Source organism: Herbaspirillum sp. 3R11, from assembly GCF_004563925.1.
Taxonomy (GTDB): domain Bacteria; phylum Pseudomonadota; class Gammaproteobacteria; order Burkholderiales; family Burkholderiaceae_D; genus Herbaspirillum.
The window spans coordinates 328,911-342,770 of record NZ_SPNJ01000003.1 but is presented as its reverse complement, the minus strand read 5'-3'; the positions used below and the strand labels follow the sequence as shown (position 1 = coordinate 342,770).

General features: G+C 61.6%; 13 protein-coding genes. 6 read left to right on the top strand and 7 right to left on the bottom strand.

Going from position 1 to position 13,860, the window contains the following annotated elements; genetic code table 11:
• Positions 1–78: 78 nt before the first annotated feature.
• Positions 79–501 (bottom strand): MarR family winged helix-turn-helix transcriptional regulator, encoded by a 423-nt coding sequence (locus E4P32_RS14985; RefSeq protein ID WP_116435026.1) that lies wholly within the window; start codon positions 499–501, stop codon positions 79–81.
• A gap of 137 nt (positions 502–638) precedes the next feature.
• Positions 639–1,640 (bottom strand): helix-turn-helix domain-containing protein, encoded by a 1,002-nt coding sequence (locus E4P32_RS14980; protein WP_158559731.1) that lies wholly within the window; start codon positions 1,638–1,640, stop codon positions 639–641.
• A 346-nt stretch (positions 1,641–1,986) separates the two neighbouring features.
• Here E4P32_RS14980 and E4P32_RS14975 point away from each other — a divergent pair, with 346 nt between their 5' ends.
• The 3 genes from E4P32_RS14975 to E4P32_RS14965 all read left to right on the top strand — a co-directional run bounded on the left by E4P32_RS14975 (position 1,987) and on the right by E4P32_RS14965 (position 5,170).
• Positions 1,987–3,033, top strand: a complete 1,047-nt coding sequence (locus E4P32_RS14975) for a carbon-nitrogen hydrolase family protein (protein WP_116435027.1) — start codon at positions 1,987–1,989, stop codon at positions 3,031–3,033.
• 47 nt (positions 3,034–3,080) lie between these two features.
• Positions 3,081–4,139, top strand: coding sequence for a phenylacetaldoxime dehydratase family protein (locus E4P32_RS14970; protein ID WP_116435028.1), 1,059 nt, complete (start codon positions 3,081–3,083; stop codon positions 4,137–4,139).
• A 62-nt stretch (positions 4,140–4,201) separates the two neighbouring features.
• Entirely contained in the window at positions 4,202–5,170 is a 969-nt protein-coding gene (locus E4P32_RS14965) for a transporter (RefSeq protein ID WP_199525650.1), read from the top strand.
• Between the two features lie 96 nt (positions 5,171–5,266).
• On the opposite strand, the gene E4P32_RS14960 is transcribed toward E4P32_RS14965, so the two are convergent.
• The 3 genes from E4P32_RS14960 to E4P32_RS14950 form a co-directional block, all read right to left on the bottom strand.
• Positions 5,267–6,265 carry a sensor domain-containing diguanylate cyclase gene (locus tag E4P32_RS14960; protein ID WP_116435030.1) on the bottom strand — a complete coding sequence of 333 codons (999 nt, stop codon included), beginning with the start codon at positions 6,263–6,265 and terminating at the stop codon, positions 5,267–5,269.
• A gap of 120 nt (positions 6,266–6,385) precedes the next feature.
• Positions 6,386–6,982 (bottom strand): MSMEG_1061 family FMN-dependent PPOX-type flavoprotein, encoded by a 597-nt coding sequence (locus E4P32_RS14955; protein ID WP_116435031.1) that lies wholly within the window; start codon positions 6,980–6,982, stop codon positions 6,386–6,388.
• 23 nt (positions 6,983–7,005) lie between these two features.
• Complete coding sequence (locus E4P32_RS14950; RefSeq protein ID WP_116435032.1) at positions 7,006–7,755, bottom strand: siderophore-interacting protein; 750 nt, start codon at positions 7,753–7,755, stop codon at positions 7,006–7,008.
• Positions 7,756–7,913: 158 nt separating this feature from the next.
• Here E4P32_RS14950 and E4P32_RS14945 point away from each other — a divergent pair, with 158 nt between their 5' ends.
• The 3 genes from E4P32_RS14945 (at position 7,914) to E4P32_RS14935 (ending at position 10,290) form a co-directional block, all read left to right on the top strand.
• Positions 7,914–8,777, top strand: a complete 864-nt coding sequence (locus E4P32_RS14945) for a helix-turn-helix transcriptional regulator (RefSeq protein ID WP_116435033.1) — start codon at positions 7,914–7,916, stop codon at positions 8,775–8,777.
• Positions 8,778–8,989: 212 nt separating this feature from the next.
• The gene (locus E4P32_RS14940; protein WP_116435034.1) at positions 8,990–9,757 is read left to right on the top strand and encodes an alpha/beta hydrolase; all 768 of its coding nucleotides are present in this window, start codon (positions 8,990–8,992) and stop codon (positions 9,755–9,757) included.
• Positions 9,758–9,858: 101 nt separating this feature from the next.
• Entirely contained in the window at positions 9,859–10,290 is a 432-nt protein-coding gene (locus E4P32_RS14935) for a MarR family transcriptional regulator (RefSeq protein ID WP_116435035.1), read from the top strand.
• A 102-nt stretch (positions 10,291–10,392) separates the two neighbouring features.
• Here E4P32_RS14935 and E4P32_RS14930 read toward each other — a convergent pair whose 3' ends face one another.
• Together E4P32_RS14930 and E4P32_RS14925 are read right to left on the bottom strand one after the other, a co-directional pair.
• The gene (locus E4P32_RS14930; protein WP_116435036.1) at positions 10,393–12,774 is read right to left on the bottom strand and encodes a TonB-dependent receptor; all 2,382 of its coding nucleotides are present in this window, start codon (positions 12,772–12,774) and stop codon (positions 10,393–10,395) included.
• Positions 12,775–12,870: 96 nt separating this feature from the next.
• A complete protein-coding gene (locus E4P32_RS14925; protein WP_233526676.1) occupies positions 12,871–13,860 on the bottom strand; it encodes a FecR domain-containing protein in 990 nt (329 codons plus the stop codon).

Here is a 13,860-nt window from a genome sequence, read left to right as displayed (position 1 = left end):
ATTTAATGTGCATATGCACTTTATGGTGTTAAAAAATAGCGAGGACAGTGCCTCGCCATGGAACCTGAAACTTGAAAACTAACGTTGGGTAATCGCCATCAATTCCTGCCGCAGCAATTTGGCGCGATCCTTGCCGACCAACTCCTCGTACTCTTCCTGAGCCGCGCGCCAGCAGGGGACTGCATCGAGATATTTCCTGGCGCCTGCCTTGGACAACGACAAGCTGATCTTGCGGGATCCCGGCTCCGACTTTTGCAAGATATATCCGTCGCGGCTCAAGGGCTGGATTGCACGGACCAGGCTGGTGCGATCCATCACGACCATTTCCGACAATTCCGTCATCGTGATGTCGGGGCGCTGATGAAGCACAGCGAGGATGGTCACCTGCGAACTGGTGACGTTGACCACCGCCAGATGACGTTCATACAATTGAGTGACAAAGCGCGCAGCTTGTTTGGTGGCGAATAAATTGCAATCCGCAATGGAAGGTATGGTGTCCATTTCCAGACCATATCATGTGCATATGCACATGTCAATTGTTTCTCGTGTTGATTTCAGGCAATGGCAATGGCAATGGCAATAGCAATGGCAATGGCAATGGCAACCTCGACGTGTTTTATGCACCATATGCAAAAGACTCATTTCTTCAACTGCGAAGAACAGAAGTCACGCGGTCCGATGCCGAACTGATTGCGGAACGATCTGCTGAAATGCGAGGCGTCGTTGAAGCCCCAGCGCAGCGCGATGTCGTAGACGCGCAGATCCGGGCTATTGCGGTTCAGCATGTCGGCCCGGCAGCGCTCCAGGCGGCAGCGCAGGACGTAGCGCATCAGCGAGGTGCCTTCTTCCTCGAACAGCTGGTTCACGTAGCGCGGCGACAGACCGGCGCCGTGGGCGACCATGTTGCTGTCTAGTTCGCAATTGCCGAGCTGGCTGTCGATGAAACTCTTGACCCGCGCCAACGAAAAGGGACGGCTGCGCGACAGACTCAGATTGACCGGCGCCACCGACGCCAGCGCCAGCGACAACAGATCCAGCGCCTGTTCGGACAGGCTGGTGCGTTGCTGATCGTTGAGCTGCACCGAATGGCCGGCCAGAGAGCGGAAGAAGCCGGACGCAATCGCGCCGGCGCCGTCGCCGCCCGGGATCGTCAGCGCTGTGGAACGGTCCAGCCCGGTGACGCGCTTGCCGAGCTCATGGCGCGGAATCTGGATGATCAGTTTCTTGAAGTCTTCCGGAAAAATCAGATTGTGCGGCAGCGTGGCGTCATAGATTGAGATGTCGCCGGGGCGCAAGCGTGCTTCGCGGCCGTTCTGTTCCAGGAATTCGCAGCCGGCCAGCAGGATGACGGCGAAGTAGCAATCTTCGCTTTCGGTTTTGGCTTGCCGCGCTACGCGCGATACCGACTGCGCCTTCGCGACCACATTGGTGACGCGCAAGGGGCCATATTGATGCGTCAGCATTTCTCCCGAAAAGTCGCGACCCAGGCGCGAAGAGATCTGCACCTCGGCAAAGCGCCTGCATACCATTTCCCGCCAATAGTCCACCCGTTCATGCGGCAGCAGGCCATCGGTGGACAGCGCAATCGCGCCGCCGGCCGGTGCGGCGGAAATTGTTTCCGTGTGCAGCTTTGGGTTCATCTTTGCTGGGCCTCCCCGTGTAGCCTCATTGTCCCTGCCTGTGTCTCGCCTGGTGTCCGGAGACTGATGCCCTCCATCAACACGCATGTGCCGCAAATCCTTACCGCATCTGACATGCAGACAATACTCCCGGCTTTGCGCAACTGTAAAGCAAGCCATCTCCGTTTCAGTCAAGTCCACTGCCGTCCTGAGCAAGACGCATGCCGGGCTTGTCCACATACTGCGCTTCGACGGCTGCTTAACCGGCCGTGCAAGCGCAGCTGCAGTCTCAACCTCAACCTCGGCCTCAGCCCTGTTGATATCGCAACTGCATCTTTCATCCTGGACTTTATTGTTGGAGAAACGCATGTCCTCATCAAGCACGCACCCCGCCAAACTGAAAGTGGCGGCAGTGCAGGCCGCTCCCGCCTTTCTCGACCTGCAGGGCGGCATCGACAAATCGGTGCAACTGATCGATGAAGCCGCCGCCGCCGGCGTGCAACTGATCGCCTTTCCCGAAACCTGGTTGCCCGGCTATCCGTTCTGGACCTGGATAGGCACGCCGGCCTGGGCCATCCTGCGCGGCTTCGTCAGCAGCTATGTCGACAATTCGCTGCGTTACGACAGTCCCGAAGCCGAACAACTACGCGCCGCCGCCCGGCGTAATCGCATGTACGTCGTGATGGGCCTGTCCGAGCGCAGCGGCAGCACGCTGTATATCGGGCAATGGATCATCGGGCCGGACGGCAAGGACGTGGCGCGCCGCCGCAAGCTCAAGCCGACCCATGTCGAACGCACGGTATTCGGCGAGGGCGACGGCAGCGATCTGGCGGTGCACGACCTCGACATCGGTCGTCTCGGCGCGCTGTGCTGCTGGGAGCATCTTCAACCCTTGTCCAAGTACGCCATGTATGCACAGAACGAGCAGATCCACGTCGCCGCCTGGCCCAGCTTCTCCATCTACGATCCGTTCGCGCATGCGCTCGGCGCCGAGGTCAACAACGCCGCCAGCCGCATCTATGCGGTGGAGGGTTCCTGTTTCGTGATCGCGCCGTGCGCCACGGTGTCGCCGGAAATGATCGCGCTGCTGTGCGACACCGACGACAAGCACCAGCTGCTGCATGCCGGCGGCGGCCATGCCGTCATCTATGGACCGGATGGCGCGCCCTTGTGCGACAAGCTGCCGCCGGACCAGGAAGGCCTGCTGATTGCCGAGCTTGATTTCAGCGCCATCCATATCGCCAAGTCGGTGGCCGACCCGGCGGGTCACTACTCCCGTCCGGATGTCACGCGCCTGCTGCTCAACAAGCGCAAGGCGGCGCCGGTCGAATATTTTTCGCTGCCGCTGGATCAGCAGGAGCGCATTGACGACGACATCGCACCGGCCATGCCTGCAGCCGGGATGGCTCAGTAAAGACACCAGCAACCAACACTTCCTTCCGATCCGAACAGGAGCACTTCATGGAATCAGCAATCGCCCCCCACCTGCAATGCCCGCGCACCCGCACCCGGCGCATCGAAGACGACTACGCGCCGCCTTATCCCTGCTGGACGTCGCGCGCCGATGGCGCCGTCACTCAAGTGGTGATGGGCTATTTCGGTGTGCAATCCAAGGGCCGGGAACAGCACGGCAAGGCTTGCCGTGCGCTCGCCCAGATCGTCGCCGGCTTTGCGGTGACGGACGGCCCCGGCCATCACGACCTGACGCATTACGTCGACGCCGACGGCTACGACAACATGATCGCCATCGCCTACTGGAGCGAGCCCGCCGCCTATCTGCGCTGGCGCGACAGCCAGGCGGCGGCGTCGTGGTGGAACGACGAACAGCGGCTGCAAGACGGCGTCGGCTACTTCCGCGAAATACTGACGCCGCGCATCGAACATTTTGAAACCATGTTCAACACGCCCAATCACGTCGAAGGCGTCGGTGTCGTCATGGAAGGACTGAGCGGCGAATTCCAGGAGCACGGCTATTGGGGCTCGATGCGCGACCGCATCCCGCTGGCGCAGACCGATGCGCTGGTGGCAGAAGGGCAGGTGCAGGTGACGAGCGGCACGCCCGGCTTCGGCAAGCGCGTCAAGCTCGCCGGCCACAACAACGTCGCGATCATCCGCTCCGGCCAGGAATGGACCGACACCGACGGTCGCGAACGCCAGCTGTATCTCGACGAGATGGAACCGGTGCTGGCGGCCGGCATGAATTTTCTGCGCGACGAAGGGCGCAGCATCGGTTGCTACAGCAACCGCTACATGACGCACATCGACGCGCAGGGGAAGCCGCTCGAAAAGAGTTTCGGCGTCAGCTACTGGCGCTCGCTGGCCGACATGGAGCGCTGGTCGGAATCGCATCCCACCCACGTCGAAATCTTCGCCACCTTCATGCGCATGGTGCAGGCCTTGCAGTTCCAGCTCAAGCTCGCGGTCTACCACGAAGTGTCGATCCTCAAGCCGCAGGAGCAGGACTACGAATACATCAATTGCCACCCGCACACCGGCTTGATGAATGCCGTCGCCGCTTGATTCGCCGCTATCGCCTCTGCAGTTCCATCGTCATGTCCTTACAACTATTCAGGGAGAGAACCATGTTTTCAACAACAAAATCGGGTAGCAAGAAAGATCAGATGTCTTCATCGCACCAGGACCATCCGCCGCAATGTACGGGCAATGGCACCGGCATCTGGCGCGCGGTGCTCGCCGCCAGCCTGCTCTATGCGCTGTCGCTGTCACAATCCGCATCGGCGCTGGAGGTAACCGCCGGCGACTATGAAGCCTATCCCGCCGGCGCCAACATCGCGATGCTCTATTACCAGTATGCCGAACGCAAGGATTCCTACGTGCACGGCAACAAGGTATCCGGCAATTTCGGGCTGACGTCCAACGTGGCGCTGGCGCGTTACATTCACGTCGTCAAACTTTCCGAGAGCGCCGTACTCGATCCGCAGTTCATCCTGCCGTTCGGCACGCTGCGCACCAACGGCGACGCCACCGTGCTGGGCAACGCCAGCGGCACCGGCGACCTGATCCTCGGCGCGCCGGTCAAGTTCATCCTCGACCAGACTACGCGCGACGTGATCAGCATCGGTCCCTATCTGTATCTGCCCACCGGCAACTACGACAGCAACAAGCTGTTGAATCTCGGCGAGAACCGCTGGAAGGCCTTGTTCCAGCTGGCCTACATCCGTCACTTCAACGCCGACTGGGCGCTCGACCTGGTGGGCGACGTGACGATCAACGGCAACAACACCGACTTCACGCCGGCGCACGCCACCATGAAGCAGGCGCCGCGCTATGAAGCGCAGGCGCATCTGCGCTACAACCTGTCGTCAGCCACTGCCCTGTCGGTGGGCTTCGGCAGCGTGCGCGGCGGTGAGACGGAGGTCAACGGCGTCAAGCAGGGCGACAAGCTCAACACGCAATATGCGCGCCTCACGGTCACCAGTTTCATCAACCCGAGCACGCAAGTGCAGTTCCAGTACGGCCAGGATGTCGCCGTCGACAATGGCCTGAAGGAGCGCAACCGTATCAACTTCCGTATTGCCAAGCTGTTTTGAGCGACTCGCTCTGCACGAAAGAAAACGTCCGGCGCGATGCCGGACGTTTTTGCATGTGCGGTCCGGTCGGATGGACTTTGTTTGAGCAAGCTCGGTTCATCCCGACATCTGCTCGTCGTCGAAGACGGCAAGAGGGGCAGAAACTTCAGCGCAATGCTGGTAGCAGACGATCTTGTTCCGCCCGCCATTTTTCGCCTGATACAAGGCGTTGTCGGCATTGGCGAGGAGCAGATCGCTGTCTTCGGTTTGTCTTGCTCCTGCCTCCGTGGACGCCAGACCTCCGGAAAACGTGTAGCAGATATCCGGCGCGATCTCCACCATGCACTCCGTGTGCAAGATGTCGATGATTCTGTTCAATACAAACATCGCATCGGCCAGCTTCGTCTCGGGAAAGATCACGACAAACTCTTCGCCGCCGAGTCGCCCGACGATGTCTTGCGCCCGCAGATGCGTCCGGAGAAACGTCGAGAAGTGTCGTAGCACGGCATCGCCGACGGGGTGGCCGTACTTGTCGTTCACGCGCTTGAAGTGATCGATGTCGAGGATGCCGATGCAGAGTTCATGTTTGTAGCGCGCGGCGCGCAGCAGCTCTTCATGGAACCGGCTCAATACATGGCGCCGGTTGGGGAGGTTGGTGAGCTCATCGGTCTGGGCGATGTGCTTGATGGTGGCGATCGCTTCCTTCAGATCCCGTTCGGTCTTCTTTTGCAGCGTGATGTCGGCGCAATGCAGGACCAGGTGGCCGGAGGAATAGGTTTGCTCGCTGACCAGCAGCCAGCGACCGTCGATCAGGTCGGTTTCGAAACGGCGGAACGGTTTGGAGCGGGACACGCTGTGCACGTAATTCAGCCACGCCTCCAGCGAATCCCATTCAATATTGACGCCGCCGCGATGCACATACATCCAGGTCAGCCAGTCATCGGAATGCCAACCCTCCATGGATTCGGCTTCCAGCCCGAAGGTCCTGACAAAGGCTTGGTTGTGGAAGACAAAGTTGCCATCCGGATCGAAGATGGCGATGGCGTTTTCGGTGAACTGGATATGGTGCTCCATCACCTCCGGCAACGTCAGCGGCCGCGATTGACTCCCCGTCATGACTGCCTCCCCCGGTAGACTGCACGGGACCAGCGTAGTCGTTGTCAGGCGGTCATGTCAATTGCCGATTTGGCTGTTGTTGGAACGCTTGTTGAAACTCCTGATGTCGGCATCGGGGTTTCAGTAAAGATCCGTCCTGACGCTGTGGGAATAATGCTCATCCACCAGCCTGGCCTGTTCTTCGCCGGCGCCGGTGAGCGAGGCTTTCATGGCGCCGACGCTCGGCAGCGCCTCGCGGTCGAGGCGCGATTCGTCGGCCCATAACCGTGCGCGGTTGATTGCCTTGCCGCAATGGAAGAGCACTTCGTCGATCAGGATGACGATGGCGGTCTTGGGTATTTTTCCGGACTCGCCCAGGGTGGCGAGCAGATCCGGATCGGTAGAGACCGTGGCGTTGCCGTTGACGCGCATGAAGATGTCGAGGCCCGGGAAGATGAACAGCAGCGCGGCGCGCGGATCTTCCTGCAGGTTGCGCATCGATTCGATGCGGTTGTTGCCGGGCCAGTCGGCGAAGGCCAGCGTCTTCGAATCGAGGACGTGGACGAAGCCCGGTTCACCGCCGCGCGGCGAGGCGTCCAATCCTTGCTGCCGACCTGTAGCCAGGCAAAAGAATGTCGCCGCCTCGATATAGGCGACGTGGAACGGCACCAGATGCGGCAGCACTGACTTCTGGATCATTTCGGAAGGCGGAGAGTAAAGGCTGTCGAGGTCGGGCATGGGGGCTCCATTGTGAGAATGTTTCAGTCCAGACCGGCCTTGCCGGGCGCCCAATAGGCTTTTGTGAGGATGCGCGCGCCGGGGACGCCGGTGGATTTCAGGCTGCGGCGCAATTGCTGTATCGACTGCGCCTTTCCGGTCAGGAGGAAGATCGCACCGGTGGCGGCCAGCGCCGCAAGCTGTTCGGTGATGACGTGCAAATGCGCGTCGCCTGCGGTCCTCTGCGACAGGTGGAGGCCGCCGATTCCAAGGTGTGCCGCCACGGCGCGGACGCTGTCGACGTCATCGGTTTCCAGGAAGCTTTGCACCGATTTCGCCTGATGCAAGTGTCGTAGCGAACCTGCGAGTCCGATGGATGTTTCATCGCCAAAGAGGACGATCGGTCCGGCGATCGCTCGCGTATCGAGTGAAGAGCGTGGGCCGAACACATCGCACTCGTCATTCTTCCTGGCGCTGCGCAGCCAGTCGCTGCCCGGTCCCGCTCCATGGGCATAGCCGAGGAGGCGCGTGCGACCGGCTGCGGCATCCCATTCGACGGGTGTGAAGGTGCGCGCGACGAAGGCTGATCCCATCGCTATCTGCACTTTCTGGCCGGGTTGCCATGCAACCGCCCTGAGCGCAGGACTCTCCAGCGTGAGCAAATAGAATCGTCCGGCCAGGTTCTCCGCCGCGACGATGACGGCGCGTTTCATGAACAGGCGCAGCAGGGCTTTGCTGAAACCGCCGGTTTGGCGTGGCGTTGTATCGGTCGTTGCGTGAGTAGAGTTGGTCATTGAGGACGAGGTGATTGACATCGGAGTGGCATCGGAATGCCGTCGGAGTGGCATTGCCTGTTCAGGTCAGCATATCGGCGCTGCCGATGTGCAGCAATGCTAAACTTTGCCAATATCTTTCGTATTCTTGCCAATCACACCTTGCGGGCGCTCTCATCATGCCGATCCTGACAGAACTTCCCCGGCCTGAATTGCCGCCGCCGACCAGCTGGATTGATCCCGACGACATTCCTCGCCCGATTACGGCCTTTGGTATCGCCATGGAAACAACCGGGCGGCTGGAGCTGGATTTTCATAGCCATAAAAAAGCGCAGGTGTTGCTGTGTCTGCGCGGGGTGCTGACCTGCGAAGCTGCGGGCGGGTTGTGGCTGGTGCCGCCCCACAGCGCGATCTGGATTCCGGGCGACATGCTGCACGCGATCAAGGCCGAGGGGACGATCGAGGGTTATAACGCTTTCCTCGATCCTGCCATTCCTTCCCAGCTGCCGTCGACCTGCTGCACCTTTGCCGCGACGCCCTTGTTGCGGGAATTGCTGATCCGCTCAGCCGGTTTCCCGGTCTTGTATCCGGAAGGCGGCATGGAGTCGCATCTGGCGACCTTGTTGTTCGATGAGATCAACGCCGCACCGATCAGCACGCTGCACTTGCCGATGCCGGTCGATGAGCGACTGCGCAGGATAGTCGGCATGATGCTGGCGACGCCGTCCGAACGCGGGACGATAGAGACGTGGGCCAAATGGGCCGGCCTGAGCGAGCGCACGCTGTCGCGCCTGGTCGCGCAGCAGACCGGCATGAGCTTTGGCCGCTGGCGCCAGCAGTTCACCATCGTGCTGGCGGTGCAATGGCTGGCGAAGGGCGCTTCCATCCAGCAGGTTGCCGCCGATCTCGGATATGAGAGCGCCAGCAGCTTCGTGACGATGTTCCGCAAGTCGATCGGCGTGTCGCCGGGGCGCTATATGACCGAGATGGCACAGAGTGCGCAATCCTCGCGGCGGACCGCTGCGAGCGCCGGTGGCGGTTAGAAGCGGGTGCTCTTGCCGGAAAGCAAACAAGCGACAAAATGACCAAGGTTTAAAATTTATTTAAAATTATATTGCGCGCTAATTAATTGTTCGCTATAGTTAATCCCGTCGTCCCCGCCGCGCCCCTTGAAGCGCGTTTTTAATACTTTATTACTTAGCGCGCTAACTAATTTATCCGACTTTTATCTGACCTCAACCCAAAAGGACTCATCATGAAACTGACCACCATCGCCAACGCCGTTCTCGCTTCCACACTCTTGTCGGCCGCTGCATTCAGCGTGCAAGCCGCGCCTTTGGCCGCCGACGCCACCACCGTCGTGCTGGTGCATGGCGCCTTCGCCGATGGCTCCAGCTGGGACAAAGTCATCCCGTTGCTGCAAGCCAAGGGTCTGAAAGTCGTCGCCGTACAAAATCCGCTCAGCTCGCTGGCCGATGACGTCGCCGCCACCCAGCGCGTGGTCGATGCCCAGACCGGCAAGGTCGTACTGGTCGGTCATTCCTGGGGCGGCACCGTGATCACGCAAGCCGGCACCAGCGACAAGATCAAGGCGCTGGTCTACGTCGCCGCGTTTGCGCCGTCGGAAGGTGAAGCCACCGCCACGCTGGGCAAGGATTACGCCGTGCCGGCCGGCATCGCCACGCTGCAACAGGATGCGGGCGGCTATCTGTGGCTGCCGGCTGACTCGGTCGCCAAGAACTTTGCGCAAGACGTATCGCCTGCCACGGCCGCACTGATCGCCGCGACCCAGGGTCCGATCGCCGCCAAGGCGTTCGGCGACAAGACCACCGTCGCCGCCTGGCGCAACAAGCCGAACTACTACATCGTGTCGTCGCAAGACCGCATGATCTCGCCGGAACTGGAACAGGCTTTTGCGAAGAAGATCAACGCCACCACCACCACGCTGGCGACCAGCCACGTGCCGATGGTGTCGCAGCCTGAGAAGGTCGCGGAAGTGATTTTCGCCGCCGCCCAACGTTAATCGGCAACACTCTAGCTGCAGCCGCGGCCGCCAAGGCGATTTGCCTTGGCGGCCGCGAGCCGTTAGGCTAGGGGATTCCGATTTTTCGCAGCTTCTTCGCCATGGCCAAATTCAACCCGCCCACGCTCGACCAGCATCTGTGTTTTTCGCTCTACAGCACCTCGCTGAAGATGACGCAACTCTACAAGCCGTTGCTGGCGCCGCTGAACCTCACGTATCCGCAATACCTGGTGATGGTGGTGCTGTGGCAGCAGCAGGGACTGGGCGTCAAGGATGTGGCCGAGCGCCTGCAGCAGGATTCCGGGTCGGTCACGCCGCTGATCAAGCGGCTCGAAGCCGAAGGCCTGATTAGCAGAGTGCGCGACACGCGCGACGAGCGCAATGTCCTGCTCAGCCTGACCCCCGCCGGCGAAGCCCTGCGCGAAGCCGGCCTGCGGGTGAGCGAAGCGATCGCCGACAGCTGTTCGGTCACCAGCGCGGAATACCAGCGCATGATGGCCGATCTGGCCAAACTCAATAAAACGCTGAGCTAAAAAAGCAGCATCAGCAATCCCATCATTCCATTACAACCGACGAAAAAAAGCCCGCCAAAAAAGGCGGGCTGATAAAGCGTCGGATCTGCAGCAATTTCCCGATCAGAAGTCCACTTGCGCCGACAGCACGAAGGTGCGGCCGGATGCAGTGCCGACATAACCGTTCTGCATCACCCAGTAGTTCTTGTCGAACACGTTCTCGATGTTGGCGCGGTAGGTGATGACCTGGCCGGCCGCCTTGGTGATGTAGCGCGCGCCGATGTCCGTACGCGTCCAGCTCGGCACCTTCAGGTTGCTGGTGTTGCTGTACAGGGTGGCGCCGGTTCGGGTGACGCGGGTATTCAACGCCAGTCCGGTCAGCCATGGGGTATCCCAATCCAGGCCCAGGTTGAAGTTGTTCTTCGGTACGGCGCCCAATTCCCGGCCATCGCTGGTGCCGCCAGCGGTGTGGGATTGCTCGGTATCGAAGAAGGTGCCGCTGGCGTTGAAGCGCAGGCCTCGCACCAGTTCGCCGTAGCCCGCCAGTTCAAGGCCGCGGATGCGCGCACGGCCATCCTGGGTGGCGTATTGCAAGCCGTTGATCAGTTGGGTGGAGTTGTTCCGTTGCTCGATCTGGAACACTGCCGCAGTGGTGGTGATGCGGCCCCAGTCCATCTTGGCGCCGGTCTCATATTGCTTGGACTTGGATGGCGGGAATGCCTGGCCCTGGTTGACATTCGGCGGCTGGACAATGCTGCCCGCCGTCAATGCCGCCGTGTAGTTGGCGTACAGCGACAGATTCTCGACCGGCTTGACGACCACGGCCACCACCGGCGAAATTGCCGTCTTGTTCGAGGTCTGCGTCGCGTCGGTCAGGCTATGCGTGTAAACCTGTTGATGGCGCAGGCCTGCAATAAAGATCAGACGGTCATTGAGCAACGACATGGTATCGGTCAGCGCCAGACTGGTCAGGCGCTGTTGGCTGCGTGGTGTTGGATCTCCACGTACGCCCGTCATTGCCGGCAAGGGCACCGGGTTGTACAGGTTGGACGCGACTGCCGCGCTCGCTGCAGGATAGAAATAGTCGGTCTGCTGATTGAGCATGTTGGCGCCCGCGATCACCGTGTGCTTGATGCCGGCGGTGTTGAAGCGCACGCGCATGCCGACGTCGGCAGAGGTGGATGTCACCTTCTGGTCGTAGTAGCCGTTGGTCACGCTGGTGGCTCCCTGCACGGAAGTGATCGTGGCGCGCGGGAAGTTCTGCGCCGATTGCGCCACGTGGTAACCGACTGCGCCATAGGCCGTCAGGTTGTCATTGATATCGTATTCCAGACGCGTGGCGACGGCCTTGTCGTCACTCGACATCGTGTTGCCCGGATACAGGTTGGTCTCGCCCGACGGCGCCTTCGGCACTGCAGTGAGGGCGGCGCCCAGGCTGAATTGCGGACGGAAGTTGCGGGTGTCTTCATGCTGGGTGTAGGCATCCAGGCTCCAGCGCACGCGGCCGCCGTTGTAGTCGAGGCCGACAGAGCCCATGCTCTGCTGCTGGTTGCTGCCGGACAGGCCGGTGTTGCCGTCGGCGTACAGCGCATTGACGCGGATGCCCCATTCCTGGTTCTCGCCGAAACGACGGCCGATGTCGCCCTTCAGGCCGAACTGCGAATTGGACAGGTAGGTCGCGGTCACGCTGGAAATCGGATCTTCGTGCGCGCGCTTGGAGACCAGGTTGACTGCGCCGCCGATGCCGCCGGCCGGACCCATGCCGTACATCAGGGTGCCCGGACCTTTCAGCACTTCGATGCGCTCGACCATGGCGATCGGCATGCGCGTCAGCGGCACCATGCCATACAGGCCGTTGAACGCCACGTCGTTGGCCGACATCGTGAAGCCGCGGATCTGGTAGCTGTCGCCAAAGCCGCCGTTGCCGTTGGTGTTGCGCACGGAGGAGTCATTGGCGATCACGTCGCCGATCGCGCGCGCCTGCACATCTTCGATGCCTTGGGACGTGTAGTTGGTGGTGCTGAATGGCGTGTCCATCACACTGGCCGTGCCGAGCACGCCGAGGCTGCCGCCGCGGGCGACCAGGCCGCCGGCGTAGGGCGCGGTGGGATCGGCGCTTTCGGTGATGGTGACGGTGGGCAGCACGGCATTGTTGTTGCTGCCGACTGTCGCAGTGCTCAATACGTAGCCGCCGTCGGCGTTCTTCACCGCTTGCAGGCCGGAGCCGGCCAGCAGGATGGTGAAGCCTTCGGTCACGGTGTAGCGGCCGGACAGGCCGGGGGTCTGGCGGTCATGCGTGATGGCCGGGTCGAACGACAGCAGCACGCCGGCACGTCGGGCGAAGTTGTTCAGGACGCGGTCCAGCGGACCGGCCGGGATGTCATAGGCCAGGCGCTGGCCATCGACGACCTGCGCTTGCAGGCCGGCCATCGGCATGGCGAAGGCGGCCAGTACGGCAAGCCGGGCCAGGGTCGGGCGGGAAGGGAAACGGGTCAGGTTTTTCATGGCGTGATTACGGTGATTGGCAAAGGTGCTATCAGGTAAACCGAACGAGCCACGAAAACCTGCAGAACAAATTGAAGATTTTTTACAGCCCTGCTTCTAACCTTGTGCGCCGGCGCGTGGGCGCAGCGTGATCCAGTAAGGAGTAAAGGTATCGATCTGCACCGGCAGGGTCCGTGCGATCGCGGCCAGGATGCGCGCAGGCTGGTCAAGCGGGAACACGCCCGAGATGGTCAGGCCGGCGATGGCAGGGTCGCAGCGCAGCTTGCCGGGCATGCTGCGGTCCAGTTCCGCCACCAGTTCGCCCAGCGGCATGCGGTCGGCCACGATGACGCCGTCAGTCCAGGCGACTGCTTCTTCATTGGCCGGCGACAGGCTGCCGATCAATCCTCGCTGATCAAACAGGCCCTGGCGTCCAGCATCGATGCGGATGGGGCGGGATGCTGCCGCCGCTTGGAATTCCACTGCGCCCTCGAACACGGCGACCTGCATGCCGGCCTCGCTGTCGCGGACCTGGAAGCGGGTGCCCAGCGCGCGCACCTGGCCCAGCCGGGTGTGCACGACGAAGGGACGATAGGCGCGCTGGTTTTCTTTTGCCGTCGTGATCAGCACTTCGCCGCGATGCAGGCGCACCACGCGGGACTGTTCATCATAGGCGGCGTCGATGGCGGTGGCGGTATTGAGTTCGACCGCCGTGCCGTCGGCCAGCACCACGCGGCGGCGTTCGCCGGCTTTGGTCGCATAGTCGGCCATCAGGGTGCGCCACGGCATGATTTCATTGCCGCCGGCGGCCAGCAGGCCGACACCGATGGCGACGCAGAGGGATTTGACGGCGAAGCGGCGATTGTGGTGATGCCGGTTGCTGGCGTCGCCGATGCTGCCGTGAGCCAGCGCACTGGGCAGGGCGGAGACGCGTTCGCTGAGCGATTGCAACCGCTGCCAGGCGAGTTCGTGGCGCGCTTCTGCGGCGCGCCAGCGGCGGCATGCTTCGCGCTCCTGTTCGGTGGCGGCGCCGGATTGCAGCTTCACCATCCAGTCGATGGCGGTCATCACGATATCGCCGGGCGGCGCGGCGGAATCGGCAGCCAT